The organism is Streptomyces sp. NPDC033180, from assembly GCF_055577645.1.
Genome location: NZ_JBVIPU010000007.1, coordinates 219,995 through 245,883, shown reverse-complemented (window position 1 = coordinate 245,883; position 25,889 = coordinate 219,995). Strand labels below are relative to the sequence as shown.

18 protein-coding genes and 2 pseudogenes are annotated in these 25,889 nt (G+C 69.7%); 16 read left to right on the top strand and 4 right to left on the bottom strand.

Annotated features, from left to right (window positions below):
* The first annotated feature begins 133 nt into the window (after nt 1-133).
* The 16 genes and pseudogenes from ACZ5WE_RS21325 to ACZ5WE_RS21250 all read left to right on the top strand — a co-directional run bounded on the left by ACZ5WE_RS21325 (nt 134) and on the right by ACZ5WE_RS21250 (nt 19,511).
* Nucleotides 134-1,651: a sugar ABC transporter ATP-binding protein gene (locus ACZ5WE_RS21325; protein ID WP_467691229.1), complete on the top strand. Its 1,518-nt coding sequence runs from the start codon at nt 134-136 to the stop codon at nt 1,649-1,651.
* Complete coding sequence (locus tag ACZ5WE_RS21320; RefSeq protein ID WP_467691228.1) at nt 1,648-2,667, top strand: ABC transporter permease; 1,020 nt, start codon at nt 1,648-1,650, stop codon at nt 2,665-2,667. The genes ACZ5WE_RS21325 and ACZ5WE_RS21320 overlap by 4 nt, the downstream gene beginning before the upstream one ends.
* Nucleotides 2,668-2,702: 35 nt before the next feature.
* The gene (locus tag ACZ5WE_RS21315; protein ID WP_467691226.1) at nt 2,703-3,752 is read left to right on the top strand and encodes a substrate-binding domain-containing protein; all 1,050 of its coding nucleotides are present in this window, start codon (nt 2,703-2,705) and stop codon (nt 3,750-3,752) included.
* Between the two features lie 48 nt (nt 3,753-3,800).
* Nucleotides 3,801-5,018: a Gfo/Idh/MocA family protein gene (locus tag ACZ5WE_RS21310; protein WP_467691225.1), complete on the top strand. Its 1,218-nt coding sequence runs from the start codon at nt 3,801-3,803 to the stop codon at nt 5,016-5,018.
* 12 nt (nt 5,019-5,030) lie between these two features.
* Nucleotides 5,031-6,032, top strand: coding sequence for a sugar phosphate isomerase/epimerase family protein (locus tag ACZ5WE_RS21305; RefSeq protein WP_467691223.1), 1,002 nt, complete (start codon nt 5,031-5,033; stop codon nt 6,030-6,032).
* Nucleotides 6,033-6,247: 215 nt separating this feature from the next.
* Nucleotides 6,248-8,737 carry a PQQ-dependent sugar dehydrogenase gene (locus tag ACZ5WE_RS21300; protein ID WP_467691222.1) on the top strand — a complete coding sequence of 830 codons (2,490 nt, stop codon included), beginning with the start codon at nt 6,248-6,250 and terminating at the stop codon, nt 8,735-8,737.
* Between the two features lie 18 nt (nt 8,738-8,755).
* Nucleotides 8,756-10,117 (top strand): ThuA domain-containing protein, encoded by a 1,362-nt coding sequence (locus ACZ5WE_RS21295; RefSeq protein ID WP_467691221.1) that lies wholly within the window; start codon nt 8,756-8,758, stop codon nt 10,115-10,117.
* A 193-nt stretch (nt 10,118-10,310) separates the two neighbouring features.
* Nucleotides 10,311-11,423 carry an inositol-3-phosphate synthase gene (locus ACZ5WE_RS21290; protein WP_467691386.1) on the top strand — a complete coding sequence of 371 codons (1,113 nt, stop codon included), beginning with the start codon at nt 10,311-10,313 and terminating at the stop codon, nt 11,421-11,423.
* A gap of 74 nt (nt 11,424-11,497) precedes the next feature.
* A pseudogene (locus ACZ5WE_RS21285) lies at nt 11,498-11,980 on the top strand (UbiA family prenyltransferase); the annotation flags it as partial.
* 1,002 nt (nt 11,981-12,982) lie between these two features.
* A pseudogene (locus ACZ5WE_RS21280) lies at nt 12,983-13,219 on the top strand (hypothetical protein); the annotation flags it as partial.
* A gap of 50 nt (nt 13,220-13,269) precedes the next feature.
* Nucleotides 13,270-14,214, top strand: a complete 945-nt coding sequence (locus ACZ5WE_RS21275; protein ID WP_467691385.1) for a sugar phosphate isomerase/epimerase family protein — start codon at nt 13,270-13,272, stop codon at nt 14,212-14,214.
* Nucleotides 14,211-14,897: an EboA domain-containing protein gene (locus ACZ5WE_RS21270; RefSeq protein WP_467691220.1), complete on the top strand. Its 687-nt coding sequence runs from the start codon at nt 14,211-14,213 to the stop codon at nt 14,895-14,897. Before ACZ5WE_RS21275 ends, ACZ5WE_RS21270 begins: the two co-directional genes overlap by 4 nt.
* Nucleotides 14,897-15,745, top strand: a complete 849-nt coding sequence (locus ACZ5WE_RS21265) for a TatD family hydrolase (protein ID WP_467691219.1) — start codon at nt 14,897-14,899, stop codon at nt 15,743-15,745. The genes ACZ5WE_RS21270 and ACZ5WE_RS21265 overlap by 1 nt, the downstream gene beginning before the upstream one ends.
* Before the next feature lie 3 nt (nt 15,746-15,748).
* On the top strand, nt 15,749-16,918 hold the full coding sequence (gene eboE / locus ACZ5WE_RS21260) for a metabolite traffic protein EboE (RefSeq protein ID WP_467691217.1): 1,170 nt from the start codon (nt 15,749-15,751) through the stop codon (nt 16,916-16,918).
* Nucleotides 16,915-18,297, top strand: a complete 1,383-nt coding sequence (locus tag ACZ5WE_RS21255) for a nucleotide pyrophosphatase/phosphodiesterase family protein (RefSeq protein ID WP_467691216.1) — start codon at nt 16,915-16,917, stop codon at nt 18,295-18,297. The genes eboE and ACZ5WE_RS21255 overlap by 4 nt, the downstream gene beginning before the upstream one ends.
* 155 nt (nt 18,298-18,452) lie before the next feature.
* Nucleotides 18,453-19,511 carry a sugar phosphate isomerase/epimerase family protein gene (locus ACZ5WE_RS21250; protein WP_467691215.1) on the top strand — a complete coding sequence of 353 codons (1,059 nt, stop codon included), beginning with the start codon at nt 18,453-18,455 and terminating at the stop codon, nt 19,509-19,511.
* 86 nt (nt 19,512-19,597) lie between these two features.
* Here the strand turns inward: ACZ5WE_RS21250 and ACZ5WE_RS21245 are convergent, their stop codons facing one another.
* The 4 genes from ACZ5WE_RS21245 to frc all read right to left on the bottom strand — a co-directional run bounded on the left by ACZ5WE_RS21245 (nt 19,598) and on the right by frc (nt 25,885).
* Nucleotides 19,598-20,989, bottom strand: coding sequence for an OFA family MFS transporter (locus ACZ5WE_RS21245; RefSeq protein WP_467691213.1), 1,392 nt, complete (start codon nt 20,987-20,989; stop codon nt 19,598-19,600).
* Between the two features lies 1 nt (nt 20,990).
* Nucleotides 20,991-22,379: an OFA family MFS transporter gene (locus ACZ5WE_RS21240; RefSeq protein WP_467691212.1), complete on the bottom strand. Its 1,389-nt coding sequence runs from the start codon at nt 22,377-22,379 to the stop codon at nt 20,991-20,993.
* A 125-nt stretch (nt 22,380-22,504) separates the two neighbouring features.
* Complete coding sequence (locus tag ACZ5WE_RS21235) at nt 22,505-24,649, bottom strand: acetate--CoA ligase family protein (protein ID WP_467691211.1); 2,145 nt, start codon at nt 24,647-24,649, stop codon at nt 22,505-22,507.
* A 3-nt stretch (nt 24,650-24,652) separates the two neighbouring features.
* Entirely contained in the window at nt 24,653-25,885 is a 1,233-nt protein-coding gene (gene frc / locus ACZ5WE_RS21230; RefSeq protein WP_467691209.1) for a formyl-CoA transferase, read from the bottom strand.
* Between the last annotated feature and the right edge of the window lie 4 nt (nt 25,886-25,889).

Here is a 25,889-nt window from a genome sequence, read left to right as displayed (position 1 = left end):
ACCCCTGCGTCACCTCCGTACGACCCCGTACGACCGTACGACCCGTACGACCTCTTGAGTACACCTCACCCAGCACAGCGCCCTGCTCTGCCCTGCCCGAATTCGTCGGCCGCACCCGCCCAAGGGAACCGTCATGGCACCAGAACCACCGCTGCTCACCATGTCCGGCATCACCAAGTCGTTCCCCGGCGTCCGCGCCCTCGACGGCGTCGACCTCCAGGTCCTGGCCGGCGAAGTGCACTGCCTCCTCGGCCAGAACGGCGCCGGAAAGTCCACGCTCATCAAGGTCCTCGCCGGGGCCCACCAGCCCGGCGGGGGCGAGATCACCTGGCGAGGCGAGCGCACCACGCTCAAGTCGCCCATCGCCGCCATGCGCCTCGGCATCGCCACCATCTATCAGGAGCTCGACCTGGTGGAGGGTCTGTCCGTCGCCGAGAACGTCCACCTCGGGCATGAGCCGACGGCGGCCGGTTTCGTCGTGAAGGGACGCGAGGCCAGGGCGTCAACTGCCGCTCTCCTGCAGCGACTTGGGCACAGTGAGATCGATCCGGGCACGCTCGTCGGTGCTCTCTCCGCCGCCCAGCAGCAGATCGTGTCCATGGCCCGTGCGCTCTCCCACGAAGTGCGCCTCATCGTCATGGACGAGCCGTCGGCCGCCCTCGACCCGGACGAGGTCGACAACCTCTTCCGCATCGTCGGCGACCTCACGGCGGAGGGTGTCGCCGTCGTCTACATCTCCCACCGCCTCGAGGAGATCCGCCGCATCGGCGACCGCGTCACCGTCCTCAAGGACGGCCGCGCGGTGGCGGGCGGACTCCCCGCGAAGGAGACCCCGACCCGCGAGGTCGTCGCCCTGATGACGGGCCGCAACGTCGAGTACGTCTTCCCGGACCGGCCCACCGAACCACCGCTCACCGAAGTGGTGTTGAAGGCGAAGGGCCTTGCGCGCGAGGGGGAGTTCGAACCCATCGACCTCGAACTGCGCCCCGGCGAGATCGTCGGCCTCGCCGGGCTCGTCGGCTCCGGGCGCTCCGAGATCCTGGAGACCATCTACGGCGCGCGCAAGCCGACCTCCGGTCACGTCACGGTGGACGGACAGCCGTTGAGGCCCGGGAGTGTCCGCGCCGCCGTCCGGGCGGGTCTCGGGCTCGCCCCCGAGGAGCGCAAGGCGCAGGCCCTGCTGATGCTGGAGTCCGTCACCAACAATGTGTCGGTCTCCACCATGTCCCGCTTCTCGCGCGGCGGTTGGCTCGACCGGGGAGCCGAGAGGAAGGCCGCGCAGGCCGCCACCCGCGAGCTGTCCCTGCGGCCCGACAACCCCTCCGCTCCCGTGCGCACGCTCTCCGGCGGCAACCAGCAGAAGGCCGTCCTGGCCCGCTGGCTGCTCCGTGGCTGCCGCGTCCTGCTGCTCGACGAGCCGACCCGTGGCGTGGACGTCGGCGCCCGCGCCGAGCTGTACGCCGTGATCCGCAGGCTCGCCGACGACGGCCTCGCCGTCCTGCTCGTCTCCAGCGAGGTGCCCGAAGTCCTGGGCCTCGCCGACCGTGTCCTGGTTCTCCGCGAGGGCCGCGTCGTCCATACGGCGCCCGCCCGTGACCTCGACGAACACCGCGTACTCGACCTCGTACTCGAAGGGAGCCCGGCGTCATGACGCAGCCCGCATCGCCGCCACGGCCCGCCACATCGAAGAGTCAACCGGCGGACAGTGCAGGCCCGTTGCGGACACTCACCGCACGTGTCGACGTGCGGACGCTGTCCCTTCTCGGCGTGCTCGCCGCCTTGGTCCTGATCGGCGGCATCACCCAGCCCGACTCGTTCCTGGACACCGACAACGTCCAGCTGATCCTCACCCAGGCGTCGGTCATCGGTGTCGTCACGGTGGGCATGACCTTCGTGATCATCTCCGGCGGCATCGACCTGTCGGTCGGCGCGATCGTCGCCCTCGCCTCCGTGTGGGCGACGACGGTCGCCACCCAGGAGTACGGCTTCGCGGGCATCCTGTTCACCGCGGTGATCGTCGGCATGGCCTGCGGCCTCGTCAACGGAATGCTCATCGCGTACGGCGCGATGGTGCCGTTCATCGCGACGCTCGCGATGCTGGCCGCGGGCCGCGGACTCGCCCTGCAGATCACCGACGGCAAGACGCAGATGGTCACCGTGGACGGCGTGTTGAAGCTCGGCGAGCGCGACTCCTACATCCTCGGCATCCCGCCGCTCGTGCTGGTCTTCGCGGCCGTCACCGTCGTCGGCTGGCTGCTCCTGAACCGCACCACCTTCGGACGGCGCTCGGTCGCGGTCGGCGGCAACGCGGAAGCGGCACGCCTCGCCGGCATCGACGTACGCAGGCAGCGCCTCTATCTCTACCTGCTCTCCGGCCTCTGCTGCGGCATCGCGGCCTTCCTGCTGATCATCCTCTCCGGGTCGGGCCAGAACACCAACGGCAACCTCTACGAGCTCGACGCCATCGCCGCCGCGATCATCGGCGGCACCCTGCTCAGCGGCGGCCGGGGCACCATCACCGGCTCCGTGCTCGGCGTACTGATCTTCATGACGATCCAGAACATCTTCGCGCTGAACAACCTCCAGAGCGACGTCCAGCAGATCGCCAAGGGGGCGATCATCGTCGCCGCGGTGCTCGTCCAGCGACGTACGTCCTCCCATACCTGACCCCGCAGACCCGCAGACCCGAAGGGTTCACCGCCATGCCAGAGACATCCCCATTCGCGAGCCGCAGAGGACTGCTCTTCGGAGCCGCCGCCCTGTCGACCGGCGCACTCGTCACGGGGTGCACCAGCAACGAGTCGAAGGACGACGACTCGGACGACAAGAGCCAGGCGGTCGCCGACGACAAGCCCGGCAAGAAGGTCACCATCGGCTTCGCGGGCCCGCAGGCCGACCACGGCTGGCTGAACGCGATCAACGACAACGCCAAGGAGCGGGCGAAGAAGTACTCGGACGTCACGCTGGAGTCCACCGAGGGTTCGAACGACACCGCCGCCCAGATCGGCCAGGTCGAGACGCTGATCAACAAGAAGGTCGACGTCCTGGTGATCCTGCCGGCCGATGGCAAGGCGCTCACTCAGGTCGGCCTGAAGGCCATGCGCGCGGGCATCCCCGTCGTCAACCTCGACCGGGTCTTCGCATCGCCGCAGGCCTACCGCTGCTGGATCGGCGGCGACAACTACGGCATGGGCCTCAGCGCGGGCCACTACATCGGCGAGAAGCTCAAGGACAAGAAGAACGCCAAGGTCATCGAACTGGCGGGACTCGACAACCTGGAGCTCACCAAGCAGCGCACGAAGGGTTTCGACGACGCCCTGAAGAACTACTCGAACATCGAGAAGGTCGCCCGGCAGGCCGCCGAGTTCACCGTCGAGTCGGGACAGTCGAAGATGGCCCAGCTCCTGCAGGCCCAGAAGAACTTCGACGCCCTGTGGAACCACGACGACGACCAGGGCGTGGGCGCCCTGCGCGCCATCAAGCAGGCGGGCCGCGACGACTTCCTGATGGTCGGCGGCGCGGGCGCGCTCTCCGCGATGCAGGCCATCGAGTCCGACGACAGCGTGCTCAAGGCCACCGTCCTCTACCCGCCGTCGATGGCCGCGTCCGCGATCGACCTGGCCCGCGCGCTCGGCCAGAGCAAGGGTGTCAGCGGGATGGCCGAGTTCGAGATCCCGGCCTTCATCACGCTCTACTCGGCTGTGGTCGACAAGGAGAACATCAGCAAGTACATGTCCACCGGCTTCAAGTGATGCGCGCGTCCGCACCCCCCACCGAGCGTTTACGAGGAGGAGTACCGCATGCGTGAGACGGAACACGAGGCTGAGACCGGTAAGCGGCCGTTGGGGGTGGGCATGGTCGGATACGCCTTCATGGGCGCCGCCCACTCCCAGGGCTGGCGCACCGTCGGACGCGTCTTCGACCTGCCGGTGAGGCCGGTCCTCACGGCGGTCTGCGGACGCGACGGCGCCGCCGTGCGCGCCGCCGCGGACCGCCTCGGGTGGGCGGGCGCCGAGACCGACTGGCGCACTCTCGTGGCCCGTGACGACGTCGACCTCATCGACATCTGCACCCCCGGCGACAGCCACGCGGAGATCGCGATCGCCGCGCTCGAAGCGGGCAAGCACGTGCTCTGCGAGAAGCCCCTGGCCAACACCGTCGAAGAGGCCGAGGCGATGGTCGAGGCCGCCGAACGGGCGCGCGCCCGGGGGCAGGTGGCGATGGTCGGCTTCAACTACCGCCGCGTTCCCGCCCTGGCGCTCGCCCGGCAGATGGTCGCGGACGGGCGCCTCGGTACCCTGCGGCACGTCCGGCTCACGTACCTCCAGGACTGGCTGGTCGACCCGGGTTTCCCGCTGACGTGGCGGCTGCGAAAGGAACGCGCGGGCTCGGGCGCGCTCGGCGACCTGGGCGCGCACATCGTGGACCTCGCGCAGTATCTGGTGGGGGAGCCGGTGGCGGGGGTGTCGGCGCTGACCGAGACGTTCGTACGGGAGCGGCCGCTGCTCGACGGGGCTTCGAGCGGGCTCACCGCGGAGGGCGGCACCGCGACCGGCCAGGTCACGGTGGACGACGCGGCGGTCTTCACCGGCCGCTTCCCGACGGGCGCGCTCGCCTCCTTCGAGGCGACCCGCTTCGCGGCGGGCCGCAAGAACGCGCTGAAAGTCGAACTCAACGGGTCGGACGGCTCGTTGGCCTTCGACCTGGAGCGTCTGAACGAGCTCTCCTTCCACGATCACACGGAGCCCGCCACGTCGTCGGGCTTCCGCCGCATCCTGGTGACCGAGCCCGGTCACCCCTACCTGGAGGCCTGGTGGCCGCCGGGGCACGGGCTCGGCTACGAGCACACGTTCGTGCACCAGGCCCGCGACCTGCTGCACGCCATCGCCACGGGCGAGCAGCCCGAACCGTCCTTCGCCGCGGGCCTTTCGGTGCAGCGGGTGCTCGCCGCGGTGGAGGAGAGCGCGGCGAAGAACTCGGTCTACACCCCGATAGCTTCCACCCCCTTCACGGTCTGAGGAGGCCTGTCCATGCCCCGCGACTTCACGCTCTTCACCGGCCAGTGGGCCGATCTGCCGCTGGAGGAGGTCTGCCGCCTCGCCCGCGACTTCGGCTACGACGGTCTCGAACTCGCCTGCTGGGGCGACCACTTCGAGGTCGACAGGGCGCTGAGCGACAGTTCCTACCTGGACTCGCGCCGTCAGCTCCTCGACAAGTACGGCCTCAAGTGCTGGGCCATCTCCAACCACCTGGTCGGGCAGGCCGTCTGCGACGCGATCATCGACGAGCGGCATCAGGCGATCCTGCCCTCCCGCATCTGGGGCGACGGGGAAGCGGAGGGCGTCCGGCAGCGTGCCGCCCGCGAGATGGAGGACACGGCCCGCGCGGCGGCCGCCTTCGGCGTCGACACGGTCGTCGGCTTCACGGGTTCGGCGATCTGGCATCTGGTCGCGATGTTCCCGCCCGCGCCTGAGGCGATGATCGAGCGCGGCTACGACGACTTCGCCGAGCGCTGGAACCCGATCCTCGACGTCTTCGACGTGCAGGGCGTGCGCTTCGCCCACGAGGTGCATCCCTCGGAGATCGCGTACGACTACTGGACAACGCAGCGCGCCCTGCAGGCGGTTGACCACCGCACGGCCTTCGGTCTGAACTTCGACCCCTCGCACTTCGTGTGGCAGGACCTGGACCCGGTCGGTTTCCTCTACGACTTCCGGGACCGGATCTACCACGTCGACTGCAAGGAGGCGCGGCGCCGCCTGGACGGCCGCAACGGACGCCTCGGCTCACACCTGCCGTGGGGCGACCCGCGGCGCGGCTGGGACTTCGTGTCGGCGGGCCATGGGGACGTCCCCTGGGAGGACGTGTTCCGGATGCTGGGGTCGATCGCGTACGAGGGCCCCATCTCCGTCGAGTGGGAGGACGCGGGAATGGACCGCCTCCAAGGGGCGCCGGAGGCGCTGAAGCGCCTGAAGGCGTACGACTTCGAGGCGCCCACGGCCTCGTTCGACGCGGCGTTCGGCGGGAACTGAGCCGTCACGAACGGCAGTCGCGCGGAGCCACTTTGTCCTGGCCAAGGAAGAAGCTGAACTTCATTGCTGTGCAAGGGCTTTCCGTCCAAGACAAACGTGGCTACCGTCCCTGATGTGTACAGGACATGAACCTTCCCGGGGTGACGGCGCACCCCGGCGCCCGGCGCCCTCGCACCACACCCGCGTACGACCGCCCCCCTCCCGGAGGAACCCCCGTGCACAGGAAACGCCTCAGACTCCGCAAGACCCTCGCGCTCTTCACCGGCACCCTGCTGGCCGGTGCCACCCTCAGCCTCACCGCCCCCACCGCGAACGCCGCCGACCCGGAGGCCGTCCGCGCCGCCCAGGAGCAGGCCGCCAAGGACGCGGCGGCCCCGGCGGCCGAGGACTTCCAGCAAGTCACCCTCGCCAAGGGTGAACCCGAGACGGGCGAGCCCATGACACTCGCCGTCCTGCCCGACCGCTCGGTCCTGCACACCTCCCGCGACGGCACGCTCCGCCTCACGGACGCGGCGGGCAACACCAAGATCGCGGGCAAGATACCGGTCTACACGCATGACGAAGAGGGCCTCCAAGGCGTGGGCCTGGACCCGAAGTTCAGCGAGAACCGCGCGATCTACCTCTACTACGCGCCCCCGCTCGACACCCCGGCGGGCGACGCCCCGGAGACCGGCACGGCCGAGGACTTCAAGAAGTTCGACGGCGTCAACCGCCTCTCCCGCTTCGTCCTGAAAGCCGACGGCACCCTCGACAACGCCAGCGAGAAGAAGGTCCTCGACGTCCCCGCGAGCCGCGGCATCTGCTGCCACGTCGGCGGCGACATCGACTTCGACAAGGACGGCAACCTCTACCTCTCGACGGGCGACGACTCCAACCCCTTCGCCTCGGACGGCTTCACCCCCATCGACGAGCGCGCGGACCGCAACCCCGCCTTCGACGCCCGGCGCAGCGCGGGCAACAGCAACGACCTGCGCGGAAAGATCCTGCGCATCAAGGTCGCCGACGACGGCACGTACACCGTCCCTGACGGCAACCTGTTCGCGCCGGGCACGGACAAGACCCGCCCCGAGATCTACGCGATGGGCTTCCGCAACCCCTTCCGCATGAGCGTCGACAAGCCCACCGGCACGGTGTACGTCGGTGACTACGGCCCCGACGCGGGCGCCGCCGACCCCGAGCGCGGACCCGCGGGCCAGGTCGAGTTCGCCCGCGTGACCAAGCCGGGCAACTTCGGCTGGCCGTACTGCACCGGCAAGAACGACGCGTACATCGACTACGACTTCGCCACGCAGACCTCCGGTGCCGCCTTCGACTGCGCCGCGCCGAAGAACGATTCCGTGCACAACACCGGCCTGGCCGACCTGCCGGCCGCTCAGGAAGCCTGGATCCCCTACGACGGCGGCTCCGTCCCGGAGTTCGGCTCCGGTTCCGAGTCCCCGATGGGCGGCCCGGTCTACCGCTACGACGCGGCCAACACCTCCCCGGTGAAGTTCCCGGAGGCGTACGACGGCGACTTCTTCGCCGGCGAGTTCGGGCGGCGCTGGATCAAGCGCATCGAGCAGGGTGCGGACGGCACGGTCTCGAAGATCAACCCGTTCCCGTGGACGGGTACGCAGATCATGGACATGGAGTTCGGCCCCGACGGTGCGCTGTACGTCCTGGACTACGGCACCGCCTGGTTCGGCGGCGACGAGAACTCCGGACTCTTCCGCATCGAGAACGCCACCGACGGCCACTCGCCGGTCGTCGAGGCGAGCGCCTCCGTGACCAGCGGCCAGGCCCCGCTCAAGACCAAGTTCACCGCGAAGGCCACCGACGCGGACGGTGGAACGCTGACCTACGCCTGGGACTTCGGTGACGGCGGCAAGTCGACCCAGCAGAACCCCTCGTACACGTACAAGAAGAACGGCGTCTACACCGCGACCGTGACCGTCAAGGACTCCACCGGACGCACCGGCTCCGCCAGCGCGCACGTCACCGTCGGCAACACCGCGCCCAAGGTGACCCTGGAACTCCCCGGTGACGGCCAGTTGTTCACCTTCGGCGACAAGATCCCCTTCAAGGTCAAGGTGACCGACAAGGAAGACGGCCCGATCGACTGCACGAAGGTCAAGGTCACCCACATCCTCGGCCATGACAGCCACGGCCACCCGGTGACCTCGGCCAACGGCTGCGAAGGCACCCTCCAGACGTCGGCGGACGGCGAGCACGACCCGAACGCCAACATCTTCGGGGTCTTCGACGCCGAGTACACCGACAAGGGCGCGAACGGCCAGCCCGCGCTGACCACCCACGACCAGAACGTCGTCCAGCCCAAGCACCGCCAGGGCGAGCACTACAACGACTCCAAGGGCGTCTCCGTGGTGAACCACACCCCGGCGCACGGCGGAAAGACGGTCGGCGAGATCAACAACGGCGACTGGATCTCCTTCAAGCCCTACATCCTCGGCAACGCCACCAAGCTCACCGCGCGCGTCGCGTCGGCCGGAGCGGGCGGCACGCTGGAGGTCCGCAGCGGATCGGCCAAGGGCACCCTCCTGGGCAAGGCCAAGGTCGCACCGACCGGCGGCTGGGAGACGTACAAGGACGTGAGCGCCGCCCTCAGCAAGGCACCCAAGAAGACGACGACGCTCTTCCTCGTCTTCAAGGGCAAGGGCACCGGAGCCCTGTACGAGGTCGACGACTTCACGTTCACCACGAGCTGAGGAAGGGGCCACTCCACCATGCGGGCATCCGCACGCATCACCATCGCCACCGCTACGGCCGCCTTGCTCATCGGCTGTGTATCGGGCCCTGCGGCCTCGAAGCCGGACGGCAAGCACGAGGGCGAGAAGGTCCTGGTCTTCTCCAAGACCGCGGGCTTCCGCCACGACTCGATTCCCGACGGCATCGCGGCCATCAAGGAACTCGGCGCGGCGAACGGCTTCGCCGTCGACGCCACCGAGGACGCCGGAGCCTTCACGGCCAAGAACCTCGCGCAGTACGACGCCGTGGTCTGGCTCTCGACGACGGGTGACGTCCTCGACGGCGAACAGCAGGCGGCGTTCGAGGGCTACATCAAGAAGGGCGGCGGGTACGTGGGCGTGCACGCCGCCGCCGACACCGAGTACGACTGGCCCTTCTACGGCGGACTCGCGGGCGCCTACTTCCAGTCGCACCCCGCGATCCAGCCCGCGAAGGTGCAGGTCGAGGACCACGGGCACCCGTCCACGGCGCATCTGCCGGGGATCTGGGACCGGACCGACGAGTGGTACAACTACCGCTCCAACCCCCGGGACCGCGCCCACGTCCTCGCCTCGCTCGACGAGTCGTCCTACTCGGGCGGCTCCATGTCGGGCGACCACCCCATCGCCTGGTGCCAGGACTACCAGGGAGGCCGCTCCTTCTACACGGGCGGCGGCCACACCAAGGAGTCGTTCGCCGATCCCGCGTACCGCACGCATCTGCTCGGCGGAATCCGCTGGGCGACGGGTGCGGCGCAGGCCGACTGCCGCCCGGAGAAGGGCTACACGCCGATCTTCGACGGTACGGCGAAGTCGCTGGAGTCCTGGAAGCAGGCGGGCCCCGGCTCATTCGGGCTGAACGAGCAGGACGGGACCCTGACGACCGTCGGTGGCATGGGCATGCTCTGGTACGGGGCGAAGGAGCTCGGCTCCTACTCCCTCAAGCTGGACTGGCGCATGGACGGCGACGACAACTCCGGGATCTTCGTGGGCTTCCCGGCCTCCGACGACCCCTGGTCGGCCGTGGACAACGGCTATGAGATCCAGATCGATGCCACCGACGTCCCGGAGAAGACCACGGGCTCCGTCTACGGCTTCAAGTCCGCCGACCTGAAGAAGCGCGACAAGGCGCTGAATCCTGCGGGGGAGTGGAACACGTACGAACTCCGGGTCGAGGGCGAACGCCTTCGGATCTATCTCAACGGAGTGAAGATCAACGACTTCACCAACACGGATCCGGCGAGGAGCCTGAAGGACGGTCACATCGGCATCCAGAACCACGGTACCGATGACCAGGTCTCCTTCCGCGACATCCGGGTGAAGGACCTGCCGGCCCGCACCGCTTCCGGCGTGGGCCGCTAGACGGCGGCGGGCGGAGGACGCCGGACCTCCGCCCGCCGTCTTTCCCCGTCCGCCCGTCTTTTCCCGTCCGCCGTCTCATCTCCCCGCGGGTTCGCCGCGTGCACGACAGGAGGCAGCCGTGTCCAACTCTTCTTCTTCGGGTTCTCCGGGTTCTTCTGGTTCATCCGCTTCATCCGGTTCTTCGGGTGGCGGGCTGACCGGGGTGTGGCTCATCGGGGCGCGAGGATCGGTCGCCACGACGGCTGTCGCGGGGTGCGCGGCGGTGACGGCCGGTCTGCACCCACCGACCGGCATGGTCACGGAGACACCCCCCTTCACGGACTGCGGTCTGCCAACGTTGTCGTCGCTCGTATTCGGCGGCCACGACGTGATGGAGTGCCCGCTGCCCAAGCGGGCGGAGCAGCTGGCCGCCGGGGGCGTGCTCCCGCACGGCGTGCCGTCGGCGGTGGGCGCGGAACTGGCCGCGGCGGACGCGGAGATCCGCATGGGCGGGCCGCGCCGCGGGGACTCGGACACCAGGACGGACGAGGAACTGATCGAGTCCTTCGCCGCCGACCTCCGCGATTTCGTACGCCGCCGGGGGCTCGCCCGTGCGGTGGTGGTGAACGTGGCGTCGACGGAACCGCTGCCGGTGGAGGGCGAGGGGAGACTGCCCGCCAGCTCCCTCTATGCGGCGGCGGCACTGCGGGCCGGCTGCCCGTACGTGAACTTCACCCCGTCGGCGGGCCTGCACCACCCGGTGCTCGCTTCCCTGGCCACCTCGTCCGGGCTCCCCTACGCGGGGCGGGACGGCAAGACGGGCCAGACGCTCCTGCGCTCGGTCCTGGGCCCGATGTTCGCGCAGCGTGCGCTGGCCGTCCGGGCCTGGTCCGGCACGAACCTCCTGGGCGGCGGTGACGGCGCGGCCCTCGCGGACCCGGCCGCCGCCGCGGCGAAGAACGCGGGCAAGGAGCGGGTGCTCGCGGACACCTTGGGCTCCGCCCCGGAGGGCGAGGTCCACATCGACGACGTCCCCTCACTCGGCGACTGGAAGACCGCCTGGGACCACATCGCGTTCGACGGCTTCCTCGGCGCGCGGATGGTCCTGCAGACGACCTGGCAGGGCTGCGACTCGGCCCTGGCCGCACCCTTGATCCTGGACTTGGCGAGATTGGTGGCCCGCTCCCACGAACTCGGCCTCTCCGGCCCGCTGGGCGAGCTGGGCTTCTACTTCAAGGACCCGGACGACGGCTCTTCGTCGGCCCTTGCCGAGCAGTACGAGGCGCTGGTGGACTTCGCGTCGCGGCTGCGGGGGGTGGCTGCGTGAGTGGTCGCGTGAGCGGCTGGGGGGTGGGCGTTGGTGATGCCGCCGTACGGGGGCAGGGAGCTGGTGCAGGTCGTGTGGCTCCGCGCGGCGGCCTGCGCCTGGGCACCGGTCGTGACTGGGCCGAACTGCTGCGTGTCTCCGCCCTGTTCACCGTCCCCGGGGACGCGCTCGCCGGCGCGGCGGCGACAGGACTGAGTCCCAACCGCCGCACGCTCCTCGCCATCGCGGCCTCGCTCTCCCTCTACGAGGCGGGCATGGCCCTCAACGACTGGGCGGACCGGGCGGAGGACGCGGTCGAACGCCCCCACCGCCCGTTGCCGTCCGGCCGCATCGCCCCGTCGGCCGCACTGGGCGCGGCAGCGGCCCTGACGGCAGGAGGCCTGGCCCTGGCCGCCGGCGCGGGCCGCCCCGCCCTGGCGGTGGCGAGCGGTTTGGCGGCCACGGTGTGGGCCTACGACCTGGGCCTGAAACACACCCCAGCGGGCCCGGCAGCCATGGCCACGGCCCGCGCCCTCGACTTGCTCCTGGGTGCAGCGGCCACGTCAGCAGGCACGAGGCCTGTCGGCCTGGGGAGCCCTGGTGGGCTGGCGGGCCCGGGGGGTGGGGGGAGCCCTGGCGATGCTGGTCTGGGGGGTCCTGGTGGGTTGGGGAGGCCTGGTGATGCCGGTTTGGGGGGTCCTGGTGGGTTGGGGAGGCCTGGTGATGCTGGTCTGGGGAGCCCCGGTGGGTTGGGGAGGCCCGACGATGCCGGTCTGGGGGGCCCTGGTGGGTTGGGGAGGCCCGGTGGGTCGGGGAGCCGCGCCGGGCTGGGGAGCCCCGGCGGGTCGGGGGAGGCACTTGGCTTCGGGTGGGCGTCTGGTGCTGGGCAGCTTGGTTCTGGGCGGGCGCTTGGATCTGGGCGGGCGCCTGGTTCTGGGTGGGCGTCTGGCTCTGCGCGTGGTTTCGGGGCTGGGCGTGGTCTTGGGGGTGGGGACGCACTTGGGGGCGAGCATGCTCTCGATTCTGGGCACGTTCTCGGATCCGGGTATGCGCCGGGCCCCGGGTATGCGCCGGGCCCCGGGTATGCGCCGGGCCCCGGGTATGCGCCGGGCCCCGGGTATGCGCCGGGCCCCGGGCATGCTCCCGGCCCCGGCCATGCGCCCGGCCCCCGGCATGGACTCGGTCACGTTCTCCGGCTTCGTGCTGCCGTGCCCAACGCCCTTGTGCTGGGCGCCCATACCCTCGCGGTGACCGCGGTCTCGCGGCGCGAGGCGCAGGGCGGTTCCACGGCGGCCCCACTCTGCGCACTCGCCGCGACAGCCGCGCTCGCGCAACTGCTGGCCCGGAGCGGTGGCGCTGCCGGTGGCCCTGGCGGCACCGGCACGGGTACCAGCGCCGGAACCTCTCAACTCCCGGCAGGTCGCGGCGGAGCAGCCACCCGCGGCCTGCCGGGCTTCACTCCGGGGGCGGGGGTCCGCCTGGTGGGCCGGGCGGCGGGCCGAGGCCTGCGCACCGGCGGCGTGCTGGGCTCCGCTACGGGGAGCCCGAGCAGTGCCGCCTGGCGGGCCGGAGCTCGCGGTGCCGTCCGGGCCGCGCTCGCAGCCACCTACGCGGTCACCGCTGCCCGCCCCCTCTTCCACGCCACGCTCAACCCGTCACCCCAGCTCACCCAGCGGGCCGTGGGCGGTGGCATCCGAGCCATGATCCCGCTCCAGGCCGCACTCTCCGCCCGTGCGGGAGCCCTGGGGCCCGCCCTCCTGACCGCCGCCCTGGCCCCGGCGGCCCGCAAGTTCGGCCGGAAGGTGAGCGTCACATGACGGAGACGGCACACGGGACGAACACCCCGCAGGCGCAGGCGCAGGCGCAGATGCAGACGCAGGCAACAGCACGGAGCCTGAGTCCCGCCGGGGCGGGAGATTCGTCCCCCTTCCGCTTCGGATACGGCACCAACGGCCTGACCGACCTCCGACTTGACGACGCCCTGGGCCTCCTCGCCGACCTCGGCTACGCGGGCGTCGGACTCACCCTCGACCACATGCACCTCGACCCCCTCGCCCCCGACCTCGCCGCCCGCACCCGCCACGTGGCCCGCAGCCTGGAAGCCCGCGGCCTGACGGTGACGATCGAGACCGGCGCCCGCTACGTGCTCGACCCGCGCCGCAAACACGGCCCCTCGCTCCTGGACCCCGACCCGGACGCGCGCGCCGCCCGGGTCCGTCTGCTGATCCGGGCCGTGCAGGTCGCCACCGACCTGGGCGCCCACGCCGTGCACTGCTTCAGCGGTATCGCCCCCGCAGGAACCCCCGAGGCCGCCGCCTGGCAGCGCCTGGCCGAAGCCCTCGGCCCCGTACTGGACGCCTCGCTCGGCGCCGGCATCCCCCTGGCCATCGAACCCGAACCCGGCCACCTCCTCTCCACACTCGCCGACTTCCACCGGCTCCGTCACGAACTGGGCGACCCCCCGCTCCTCGGCCTCACCCTCGACATCGGCCACTGCCAGTGCCTCGAACCGCAGTCTCCCGCCGACTGCGTACGCGCCGCCGCCCCCTGGCTACGGCACGTCCAGATCGAGGACATGTGCCGCGGCATACACGAACACCTCCCTTTCGGGGACGGAGAGATCGACTTCCCGCCCGTACTCGAAGCCCTGGCCGACACCGGCTACCAAGGCCTCACCGTCGTCGAACTGCCCCGCCACTCCCACGCGGGACCCCAACTCGCCTCCCACTCCATCAAGTTCCTGAACAAGGCGGCGACGGAAGCGGCCCGCACAGCCCCACTCCCCACCCCGGCCGGAGGAGGAACCCCGTGACCGAAGCCCCCGTCATCGCCGACCTCCGCACCCGCCTCGAAGCCGCCCTCGGTGGGGCCGCCCGCGCCTGGCTGGACCAGGCCACCGCGGAGGCCACCGCCCACCGCGGGCGACCGGAGCAAAGCGAGCTCCCCATCTGGGAGTTGCGCTTCGCCGAAGCCGGTCGACGCTGTGGCCAGGACCACGCCGACACCGCCCGCGTACTGCTCCTGCACGCGGCCGACGCGGACCCCGCCACCCTCACCCGCGTCTACGAACAAGGCACCGCGGCCGAGCGCCGCGCTGTCCTGCGGGCCCTGCCCCACCTGGTCCAGGGCCCGGAGGCGCTGCCCCTGGTCGAGGACGCCCTGCGCACCAACGACACCCGGATCGTCGCCGCCGCCGTAGGGCCGTACGCCGCCCGGCACCTCGCCCCGCACGACTGGCGCCACGCGGTGCTCAAGTGCCTGTTCACCGGCGTCCCCGTGGAAGCCGTCGCCGACCTGGACCGCCGTGCCCGTGCCGACGCCGAGCTCGCCCGGATGCTCGACGCCTACGCCGGCGAACGCGCCGCGGCCGGTCGCCCCGTCCCCAGCGATCTGCACCGCGTCCTGGCCCTGACCACCGCCCCTACGGCCCCCGCGGCCGCAGTGGTGCCCATGGCCCCCGAGACCCCTTCCACCGGCGAGGAGCAGGAGTCCTGATGCGCATCTTCGACCCCCACATCCACATGACGTCCCGCACCACCGACGACTACCAGGCCATGTACGCCGCGGGCGTCCGCGCCGTCGTCGAGCCCGCGTTCTGGCTGGGCCAGCCCCGCACCTCACCCGCCTCGTTCTTCGACTACTTCGACTCCCTCCTCGGCTGGGAGCCCTTCCGCGCGGCCCAGTACGGAATCGCCCACCACTGCACCATCGCCCTCAACCCCAAAGAGGCGAACGACCCCCGCTGCACCCCGGTCCTGGACGCCCTGCCCCGGTATCTCGTCAAGGACAACGTCGTCGCCGTCGGTGAAATCGGCTATGACTCCATGACCCCCGCCGAGGACGCCGCGCTCACCGCCCAGCTCCAGCTCGCCGCCGACCACGAGCTGCCCGCGCTCGTCCACACCCCGCACCGCGACAAGCTCGCAGGACTGCGCCGCACCATCGATGTCATCCGGGAATCCGCGCTGTCCCTGGACCGGGTCCTCATCGACCATCTCAACGAGACCACGGTCAAGGAGGCCAAGGACAGCGGCTGCTGGCTCGGCTTCTCCGTCTATCCCGACACCAAGATGGACGAGGACCGGATGGTGGCCATCCTGCGCGACCACGGGCCCGAGAGGGTCCTGGTCAACTCGGCCGCCGACTGGGGCAAGAGCGATCCGCTCAAGACCCGCAAGGTCGCCGACGCCATGCTCGAGTCAGGGTTCAGCGAGGACGACGTCGACCTGGTGCTGTGGCGCAACCCAGTCGCCTTCTATGGACTCAGTGGCCGCCTCTCGCTCGATGTCACGGACACCGACGCCACCCATGAGGGCAACTCCATCCTTCGCGGCGGGGCGTGAGCCATGCGCTTCAGGCACCCCGACGGCAGTGTCGTCCACCTCGCGTACTGCACCAACGTCCACCCCGCCGAGACCCTCGACGGCGTCCTCGCGCAACTCCGCGACCACTGCGAACCCGTGCGCAAACGACTCGGCAGGGACCGCCTCGGTATCGGTCTGTGGCTCGCCAAGGACGCCGCGCACGCCCTGGTCACCGACCCCGCTGCCCTGCGCGGCCTGCGCACCGAACTCGACCGGCGCGGCCTCGAAGTCGTCACCCTCAACGGCTTCCCGTATGAAGGGTTCGGCGCCGAAGAGGTGAAGTACCGCGTCTACAAGCCGGACTGGACCGACCCCGAGCGACTCTCCCACACGACCGACCTGGCTCGTCTGCTTGCCGCCCTCCTCCCGGACGACGTCACCGAAGGCACCATCTCCACCCTTCCGCTCGCCTGGCGCACCCCCTTCGACGCCACTCACGCCGAGGCCGCCCGCGCCGCCCTCACCGCGCTCGCCCAACGCCTCGACGCCCTCGCGGACTTGACCGGCAAGTCGATCCGCATCGGCCTCGAGCCGGAACCGGGCTGCACCGTGGAGACCACGGGTGACGCCATCGCCCCCCTCACCGCGATCGGCCACGACCGCATCGGTGTCTGCGTCGACACCTGCCACCTCGCCACCTCCTTCGAGGAGCCGCAGGCCGCGCTCGACGCTCTCGACGCCGCGGGCATCCCCGTCGTCAAATCCCAGCTCTCCGCCGCCCTGCATGCCGAACACCCCCATCTCCCCGGCGTCCGCGAGGCCCTCGCAGCCTTCGACGAACCCCGCTTCCTGCACCAGACCCGCACCCGCACCGCAGCCGGACTGCACGGCACCGACGACCTCGGCGAATCTCTCGCCGGCGACGCCCTGCCCGAGACGGCACCCTGGCGTGCCCACTTCCACGTCCCCCTGCACGCCGCTCCCGCGCCGCCCCTCACCTCCACGCTCCCCGTACTCAAGGACACCCTCGCCCACCTGGTCGGCGGGCCCGACCCCCGCACCCGTCACCTCGAGGTCGAGACCTACACCTGGCAGGCGCTGCCACCCGAGCTGCGCCCCCGCTCCCGTCCCCAGCTCGCCGACGGCATCGCCGCCGAGCTCACCCTCGCCCGCGATCTCCTGACGGACCTCGGCCTGAAGGAACTCCCATGAGCCCCACACCCCTCCTCGTCCTGGACGTCGTCGGCCTCACCCCCCGTCTCCTGGACCACATGCCGCACCTCAAGTCCCTTGGCCAGTCCGGCTCCCGGGCGCCGCTGGGCACGGTCCTGCCCGCCGTCACCTGCGCAGCCCAGTCCACCTTCCTCACCGGCACCACCCCCGCCGAGCACGGCATCGTCGGCAACGGCTGGTACTTCCGCGAGCTCGGCGACGTACTCCTGTGGCGGCAGCACAACGGCCTCGTCGCCGGCGACAAGCTGTGGGACGCCGCCCGTCGCGCGCACCCCGGCTACACCGTCGCCAATATCTGCTGGTGGTACGCCATGGGCGCCGACACCGACATCACCATCACCCCCCGTCCCGTCTACTACGCCGACGGCCGCAAGGAGCCCGACTGCTACACCCGGCCCCCGGCCCTGCACGACGAACTCACCGAGAAATTCGGCACGTTCCCCCTCTTCCACTTCTGGGGCCCCGGCGCCGACATCGTCTCCAGCCGCTGGATCGTGAACGCCACGCGCCACATCATCAGCACCCGCCACCCCGACCTGGCTCTCTGCTACCTCCCGCACCTCGACTACGACCTGCAGCGCTTCGGCCCCGACGACCCGCGCTCCCACCAGGCCGCAGCCGAACTCGACGCGACCGTCGCCCCCCTCCTCGACGAGGCGAAGGCAGCGGGTCGCACCGTCGTCGCCCTGTCCGAGTACGGCATCACCCGGGTGGACCGCCCCGTCGACATCAACCGCGCCCTGCGCCGTGCCGGCCTGCTCGAAGTGCACACCCAGGACGGCATGGAGTACCTCGACCCCATGGCCTCCCGCGCCTTCGCCGTCGCGGACCACCAGATCGCCCACATCTACGTGCGCAGGCCCGAGGACCTGGAAGTCACCCGCCAGGCACTCGCCGATCTCCCCGGCATCGAGCAACTCCTCGACGACGAGGGAAAGAAGGCCCACCACCTTGACCACCCGCGCTCCGGCGAACTCGTCGCCGTCGCGGAGCCTGACGCCTGGTTCACGTACTACTACTGGCTCGACGACGACCGCGCGCCCGACTTCGCGCAGCTCGTCGAGATCCACCGCAAACCCGGCTACGACCCCGTCGAGCTCTTCATGGACCCCGAGGACCCCTACGTCCGCGTCAAGGCCGCGTCCGCGCTGGCCCGCAAGAAGCTCGGCATGCGCTATCGCATGGCGGTAGTGCCCCTGGACCCGTCACCTATTCGCGGCAGCCATGGCCGCCTCCCCACGAGCGAGGACCCCGATTCCGGACCGCTCATTCTGTGCTCCACCCCCCGCGCTGTCAGCGGCCGCGTCGCGGCCACCGATGTGAAATCGCTGTTGCTCCACCTCGCGGGCCTGCAGTGAGCGCCGACTGTCGGCGCCCGCAGTGCTGAATCCGCTTGATCTCCACTGAACCAGACGGTTCGGGCCGTGCCATCAGGGTCCACCCCTGATCCACCCCTGATCCGCTGTTCGAACCCATCCCTGATCCGCCCCTGACTCGATCCCGGGAGAACCGCATGACGCGCAACCACACCCCCGCCGACCCCGAACTGGCCCAGAGACTCAGCAGACGCGGAGCGCTCGGCGTCGCGGCGGGCGCCACCGCCGCGGCCCTGATCGGCACGGCCGCCACCGCCACCACCGCTACGGCGGCCCCCGCCGCCCCCGCACAGAAGGGGCGTGGCCGAGCCGTCCTGCCTCCGGGCCGACTCGGCATCCAGCTCTACAGCCTCCGCGACAAGGTCTCCACCATCGGATTCGCCCCGGTCTTCGCCGAGCTGGAGAAGTACGGTTACGACGAGATCGAGTTCGCCGGATACTCCCAGGGCTCGGCGGGCGCCATCACCCTCGCCCAGCTCAAGCGGCTGGCCCGTGATCACGGGCTGAACCCCATCGGAAGTCACGTCGGCTACTACGACGACAACAACCCGAACGCGTACACCTTCGCGCAGAACCTCACGAAGGTCCTCGACGACGCCGAGGCGCTCGGCCTGAAGCACATCGGGACCGCGTCGGGGCCCTTCCGCTATGGATCAACCGTCGACGGCTGGAAGCGCGCGGCCGAGGACTTCAACACGTACGGAGAAGCTGCCCGCAAGCGCGGCATGAAGTTCTACCAGCACAACCACGCCGAGGAATTCTCCTTCGCCACCGACAAGCCGAAGGTCCGTCTCTACGACGTGCTGCTCGCGGAGACCGACCCCGACTTCGTCTATCTGGAGATGGACATCTACTGGGCGTTCTCGGCCCAGTTCCGCTTCGGCAAGCGGGCGGACGGCACCCCGGCACCCTTCGAGCCGCTCAGCTACGTCCTCAAGCAGCCGCACCGCTATCCGCTGTTCCACGTCAAGGACGGCATACGCGATGAGACCACCCGGGACGGCTACCGCATGTCGGACGTCGGGGACGGCGACATCGACTACAAGAAGTTCCTCTCCAAGGTGACGGCGCGGACCCACAACGGCCGCCGCTACCACCACTGGCAGACGGAGCACGACAACCCGGTCGAGTCCCTCGCCTTCGCCCGCAAGTCCAGTGCGCACCTGCACTCGCTCCGCGAGCGCTGCGGGGACTGACCTCGGGCCTCCCAGGCGCGGAAACACAAAAGCGGCCGCCCCGTGCACCTGAGCGCACGGGGCGGCCGCTGGACGTACGGCACACGCTAAGCGGGCGCCACGCGCGCGTGCCCCGGCTGCCGCAGCAGCAAGGAGAGCCCCGCCGCGACGAGTGACACCACACCCGCTGTCGTATAGGCGCCGATGTATCCCCAGGAGTGCACGACCATCGCGCCCACACCGCCGCCGAAGAGACCACTGACCAGCTTGGCGCTGTAGACCATGCCGTAGTTGGATGCGTTGTTGTTCTCTCCGAAGTAGTCCGGCACGAGAGCCGCGAACAGGGGATAGAACGCTCCGCCCGCGAAACCGGACAGGAACGCGAAGACGAGGAACAGCGGCTGGCTGCCCATCTCGCCCGCCCACAGCACCCCGAACTGCGCCACCGCAAGGACCAGGCAGACGGACGTCAGGGTTCGCTGCCGCCCGAGCCGGTCCGACAGCCAGCCCACCACGCCGCGGCCCGTGCCGTTGATCACCGACATCACACCCATCGACGACGCCGCGATGAGTGGGCCGAAGCCCATCTCCTTCGCGAACGGTACCTGGAAGGAGATCCCGAAGATCGACACACCCGCGCAGCACAGCATGCACACCCACATCAGGGGGACGACGCCCGTCCGCAGGGCCTCTCCCGGGGTGAACTGCCGTACAGCAGGCGGGTTCCTGGTCAGCGCCAGGGACGAGCGTGCGTTGCCGCCCCGCCGCAGCGGGTCGACTTCCGCGGGCCACCAGTTCTTCGGCGGATCCTTGAAGAAGAGCCCGGCCACCAGAGTCACGGCGAGCACATAGAAGCCGACCAGGTCCAGCACGGTCCGATAGTTCGATGTGTCGAAGCCGTACGAGAACAGGAAGATGAACGGCACAGCTCCGTAGGCGAATCCACCGTTGACGAAGCCGGTCTTGCCGCCGCGCCGCTCGGGGTACCACTTGCCGACCATGTTCACGCAGGTCGAATAGATCAACCCGGAGCCCACACCGCCGAGGAACCCGAAGCCCGCCATCGCCGCCGCCACGTTCGGTGCGTGGCTGAGGCTGACGAAACCCAGGAGCGAGAGGACGGAGCCCGTCAGCATCGCCGCCCTGCTGGTCAGGATGCCCTTCTCGCGCAGTCTTCCGGCCGGGAAGGAGACCGCGGCCTGGAAGAAGATCCAGACACTGAGCACCCAGAAGGTGTTCGACGAGGTCCAGTGGTGGGCGGCGGAGAGGGTGTCCTCCGCCGCCCCGTAGGCGTACTCGAAGACGCTGATGGCGAGCATGGCCACCCAGGGCAGCACCACCATGGTCCAGCGAGGACGGCCGAGGATTTCCCGGTCGCTCTCGCCCACGCGGTACACACGTCCGCGTTCGTCCGTGATCTCTTGGTACGACTGGTGCGACGCGTCAGTGCTGCCGGGGGTGCCCGGAGCGTTCTTTGCGGCGATGGGCTCCGCCGTCATATCAGGCCATCTCCTCACCGAGGGGTTGCGGATTGGGTTTGATGCCTTTGTCCTTGGGCCTTCCGGGCTGGGAGAGGAAGAGTGCGATGAACCCGGCGAACAGGGAAATGGAGCCGGCCAGCGTGAACGCCCCGGCGTGTCCCCAGTTGCTCACCACAACGGCACCCATTCCGGAGCCGAGAAGGCCGGATACCAGCTTGGAGCTGTAGACCAGGCCGTAGTTGGATGCGTTGTTGTTCTCGCCGAAGTAGTCCGCCGTCATCGCCGCGAACATCGGGAAGATGGCGCCTCCTCCGAATCCGGAGATGCTGGAGAAGACCAGGAACAGCGGGAGATTCTCGATGTTCGCGGACCACAGGATGCCGTACTGGGAGAGGCCCAGGACGATGCAGACGAATATCAGGCAGCGCTTGCGTCCGTAGAGGTCCGAGAGCCAGCCGATGACGCCTCGGCCCGTGCCGTTGACAATGGCCTTCAAGGACATGGCCGTGGCGACGATTCCGCCGGCGAATCCGGCTTCCTTTCCGATGTCCACCTGGAAGGCGATTCCGAAGATGTTCACGCCGGATGTGCACAGCAGGCAGAACCACATCAGCGCGACACGTCCGGTCTGCCACGCTTCCTGCGGTGTGTACTGCCGCACGGCGGGCGGGTTCATCGCCAGCGCGCGCCTGGCTCGTGGGTCGTCCGGTGGCCGCAGCGGGTCCACGTCGGCCGGCCACCAGTTCTTCGGCGGGTCCTGGAAGAAGTAACCGGCCACGGCGACCATCGCCGCCAGGAAGAGACCGACGCTCACAAGGACCCAGCGGAAGTTCGTGAGGTCCATATAACCGGTGAAGATGAACACGAACGGCACTGAGCCGTAGGCGAATCCGCCGTTGACGAATCCGGTCTTGCCTCCCTTGCGTTCGGGATACCACTTGCCGACCATGTTCACGCAGGTCGCGTACACCATGCCGGCGCCCATACCGCTGAACATGCCGAAGCCGATATAGGCGACGATGACATGCGGCGCGAACGCCAGTGACAGATAGCCCAGCAGTGTTCCGACTGCGCCGCACATCATTGCCCAGCGCGCCGGGAGCTTCCCGCTCTCACGCAGCTTGCCCGCCGGGAAGGCGACCGCGGCCTGGAAGAAGACCCAGACACCCAGCATCCAGAAGATGTGGGTGTCGCCCCAGGAGTGCGCGGTGTGCAGGGTGTCCTCGGCCGATGCGAACGCGTACTCGGCCGAGCTGATGCCCATCATGCCGATCCACGGCAGGATGACCATCCACTTGCGTTTGCGGCCCATGATGTCGATGTCGGTCTCCCCGACTCGGTACATCCGGCCGTTGGCGTCCGTCACCTCCCGGTACGGGACGGCTGTGGGTATGTCGGTTGTCGTCATGTTGTCTCAGCACCCCTTGCGTCGAAAAGATCCTGGCCAGCGCCCCCTGTCCAATTCCTTTCGTGTGCGCACGGGTCCCGGGGCCGGCCGACGCGCACCGCAGGCCGGCCCCCGCACCGGTCACCTCATGGACCGCCCCCCAACAGACCGGCCGCTCGGGCCCATCGGTACTTCGCGCCGAGCGCGGCCACCGGCTTCTCCGTCGTGTACGGGTAGGCCACGACGCCCCTCTCGAAGAGGTACTGGCAGGCCTCCTCCACCTCGACGTCGCCCGCCAGGGATGCCACGACGGGCTTCTCGATGCCGCGCTCCCGGAACTCCGCGATCACCCGGGCCGTCAGTTCGGCGAAGACCATGGGAGGGGTGACGATGGTGTGCCAGTAGCCCAGGACGAGCGCGTGAACGCGGGGGTCCTCGAGGCCGAGCCTGATCGTCGCCTCGTATGTCGACGGGGGCTCGCCCCCGGTGATGTCGACGGGGTTTCCCGCCGCCCCGAACGGCGGGATGAACGCCCGGAAGGACGCGTCCAGGTCGTCGGGGATCTCCATCAGCCGCAGCCCGTTGTCGGTCACCGCATCGGAGAGCAGGACACCGGAGCCGCCGGCCCCCGTGATGATCACGATGTTGTCGCCCTGCGGGGTGGGAAGCACCGGCAACGCGCGCGCGTACTCCAGCATTTCGTTGAGTCCCGGCGCCCTGATGACGCCCGCCTGCCTGAGGATGTCGTCGTACACCGCGTCGTCGCCCGCGAGCGCGCCCGTGTGAGATCCGGCGGCCTTCGCCCCGGCGGCCGTACGGCCGGCCTTCAGGACCACGACCGGCTTCTTCGGGACGGTCGCCCGCGCGGCCTCCACGAAGGCGCGACCATCCTTGAGGTCCTCCAAGTGCATGGCGATGCACTGGGTGTTGGGGTCCTCGCCGAACCACGTGAGGAGGTCGTCCTCGTCCAGGTCGGACTTGTTGCCGAGTCCGACGATCGCCGAGACGCCCGTCTTCGTAGTGCGCGCGAAGCCGAGGATGGCCATTCCGATGCCGCCGGACTGACTCGTCAGGGCGACCCCGCCCTTGACGTCGTACGGCGTGCAGAACGTGGCGCACAGGTCCTGCCACGTCGAGTAGTAGCCGTAGATGTTCGGTCCGAGCAGCCGCACTCCGTGCCGCTCGCCGATCTCCACGATCTCGTCCTGGAGGCCTTGTTCACCGGTCTCGGCGAACCCGGAGGGGATCAGTACCGCATTGGGGATGCCCTTGCGACCCACCTCCTCCAAGGCCGACGCCACGAACTGTGCGGGTATCGCGAAGACCGCCACATCCACCTCACCGGGAACGTCCGTGACACTCTTGTACGCCTTGCGGCCCAAGATGTCATCGGCCTTGGGATTCACCGGATGGATCTCGCCGGAGAAGCCGCCGTCGATGAGGTTGCGCATCACCGAGTTGCCGATCTTGCCCTGCTCGTTGGAGGCGCCGATCACGGCGACGGAGCGGGGCTCCATCAGCCGCCGCATCGACGTGAGTATCTCCTCGCGCGTGTACGTACGGCGCCGTTTCGTGGCCCCTTCGGAGAGGATGACGCGGATGTCCGCGGCGATCGCGCCCTCCGGGGTGGCGATCACCGGGTTGAGGTCCACCTCGGCGATCTCCGGGAAATCGGTGACCAGTTGGGACACCCGGCGTATCTGCTCGGCGACGGCCCACCGGTCCACCGCCGGCGCCCCCCGTACGCCCCGCAGGATCTCGGCGGCCCGGATCGAGTCGAGCATGGAGGCGGCCTCGTCCGCGTCGACCGGCGCGAGACGGAACGTGACGTCCTTGAGGACCTCGACGAGTACGCCGCCGAGCCCGAAGGCGACGACCTTCCCGAACGTCGGGTCGGTCACCGCCCCGACGATCACTTCCTGGCCGGAGGGCAGCAGCTCCTGCACCTGCACGCCCTCGATACGCGCGTCCGGCGCGTAGGCGCGCGCGTTCTCGATGATCTCGCAGAAGGCGGCCCGCACGGCGGTGGCGCCTTCCACGCCGACCATGACGCCGCCCGCATCGGTCTTGTGCAGGATGTCGGGGGAGACGATCTTCATGACGACGGGTCCTTCGAAGCGGGCCGCGTGCGCGACCGCCTCGTCCACGTCCGTCGCCAGCTCCTCGCCCGGTACGGCGATCCCGTACGCGTCAGCGAGGATCTTGCCCTCCGGCGCCGTCAGCGAGGTCCTTCCCTCGGCACGCACGGCGTCGAGGAGAGCCCGCACCGTCAGTGCACGGTCTTCGGCCATCACTCAGATCACTCCGTTCGACTTGAGCAGGCGCAGTTCCTCGTCGCCGAGGCCGAGCTCACCGACGAAGACCTCTCCGTTGTGCTCACCCAGGAGTGGCGAACTGACCACGTCGACGGGGGAGTCCGACAGCTTCAGCGGGGAGCCGACCGTCGTGAAGGAGCCGCGCCGGGGATGCGCGACCTCGACGACCATCTCGTTCGCGGCCAGCGAGGCGTCCTCGATGATCTCCTTGGTGGAGAGGATCGGGCCGCATGGGATGTTGTGGGCGTTGAGCCGCTCCAGGACCTCCCACTTGGGGAGCGTCGAGGACCACTCCTCGATCAGCTGGAACATCTTGCCGAGCTTGGGAAGCCGGGCCTCCGGAGAGGCCCACTCGGGATCCTCCGCGAGCTCGGGGCGACCGATGAGCTCGGTGAGCGGCCGCCAGCCCACGGGCTGCACGATGACGTACACGTAGTCGTTCGGGCCGCCGGGAGCGCACTTGACCGCCCAGCCGGGCTGCCCGCCGCCGGACGCGTTGCCGGAGCGCGGCACCTCGTCCCCGAAGTCCTCGTTCGGGTACTCGGCGAGCGGTCCGTGCGCCAGGCGCTGCTGGTCGCGCAGCTTGACCCGGCACAGGTTGAGCACCGCGTGCTGCATGGCCACGTTCACGCGCTGCCCGCGACCGGTGTTCTCCCTCTGGAAGAGGGCGGCGAGAATGCCGGCGACGGCGTGGATGCCCGTCCCGGAGTCACCGATCTGGGCACCGGTCGCGAGCGGTGGACCGTCCTCGAAGCCCGTGGTCGACATGGAGCCGCCCATGGCCTGTGCCACCACTTCGTAAGCCTTGAAGTTGGTGTACGGGCCGTCTCCGAAGCCCTTGATCGAGGCGTAGACGATCCGCGGGTTGATCTCCTGGATGCGTTCCCAGGTGAAGCCCATCCGGTCCACGGCGCCGGGACCGAAGTTCTCGACCATCACGTCGGAGCGCCGGATCAGCTCCGTGAGGAGCTCCTTGCCGCGCTCGGTCTTGGTGTTGAGGGTGATGCTCCGCTTGTTGCAGTTGAGCATCGTGAAGTAGAGCGAGTCGACGTCCGGGAGATCACGCAGCTGCTTGCGCGTGATGTCCCCGGAGGGCGCCTCCAGCTTCACCACGTCCGCACCGAGCCAGGCGAGCAGCTGGGTGGCGGAGGGCCCGGACTGGACGTGTGTCATGTCGAGGACGCGTACGCCCTCAAGAGCCTTGGTCGTCATCGCG

Excerpts from the sequence above, each read along its gene's own strand:
- frc (WP_467691209.1), bottom strand. The coding sequence starts at position 25,885 with ATGACGACCAAGGCTCTTGAGGGCGTACGCGTCCTCGACATGACACAC.
- ACZ5WE_RS21275 (WP_467691385.1), top strand. The coding sequence starts at position 13,270 with ATGCAGACGCAGGCAACAGCACGGAGCCTGAGTCCCGCCGGGGCGGGA.
- ACZ5WE_RS21325 (WP_467691229.1), top strand. The coding sequence starts at position 134 with ATGGCACCAGAACCACCGCTGCTCACCATGTCCGGCATCACCAAGTCG.
- ACZ5WE_RS21320 (WP_467691228.1), top strand. The coding sequence starts at position 1,648 with ATGACGCAGCCCGCATCGCCGCCACGGCCCGCCACATCGAAGAGTCAA.
- ACZ5WE_RS21265 (WP_467691219.1), top strand. The coding sequence starts at position 14,897 with ATGCGCATCTTCGACCCCCACATCCACATGACGTCCCGCACCACCGAC.
- ACZ5WE_RS21235 (WP_467691211.1), bottom strand. The coding sequence starts at position 24,649 with ATGGCCGAAGACCGTGCACTGACGGTGCGGGCTCTCCTCGACGCCGTG.
- ACZ5WE_RS21240 (WP_467691212.1), bottom strand. The coding sequence starts at position 22,379 with ATGACGACAACCGACATACCCACAGCCGTCCCGTACCGGGAGGTGACG.
- ACZ5WE_RS21315 (WP_467691226.1), top strand. The coding sequence starts at position 2,703 with ATGCCAGAGACATCCCCATTCGCGAGCCGCAGAGGACTGCTCTTCGGA.
- ACZ5WE_RS21255 (WP_467691216.1), top strand. The coding sequence starts at position 16,915 with ATGAGCCCCACACCCCTCCTCGTCCTGGACGTCGTCGGCCTCACCCCC.
- eboE (WP_467691217.1), top strand. The coding sequence starts at position 15,749 with ATGCGCTTCAGGCACCCCGACGGCAGTGTCGTCCACCTCGCGTACTGC.
- ACZ5WE_RS21245 (WP_467691213.1), bottom strand. The coding sequence starts at position 20,989 with ATGACGGCGGAGCCCATCGCCGCAAAGAACGCTCCGGGCACCCCCGGC.
- ACZ5WE_RS21250 (WP_467691215.1), top strand. The coding sequence starts at position 18,453 with ATGACGCGCAACCACACCCCCGCCGACCCCGAACTGGCCCAGAGACTC.
- ACZ5WE_RS21295 (WP_467691221.1), top strand. The coding sequence starts at position 8,756 with ATGCGGGCATCCGCACGCATCACCATCGCCACCGCTACGGCCGCCTTG.
- ACZ5WE_RS21310 (WP_467691225.1), top strand. The coding sequence starts at position 3,801 with ATGCGTGAGACGGAACACGAGGCTGAGACCGGTAAGCGGCCGTTGGGG.
- ACZ5WE_RS21305 (WP_467691223.1), top strand. The coding sequence starts at position 5,031 with ATGCCCCGCGACTTCACGCTCTTCACCGGCCAGTGGGCCGATCTGCCG.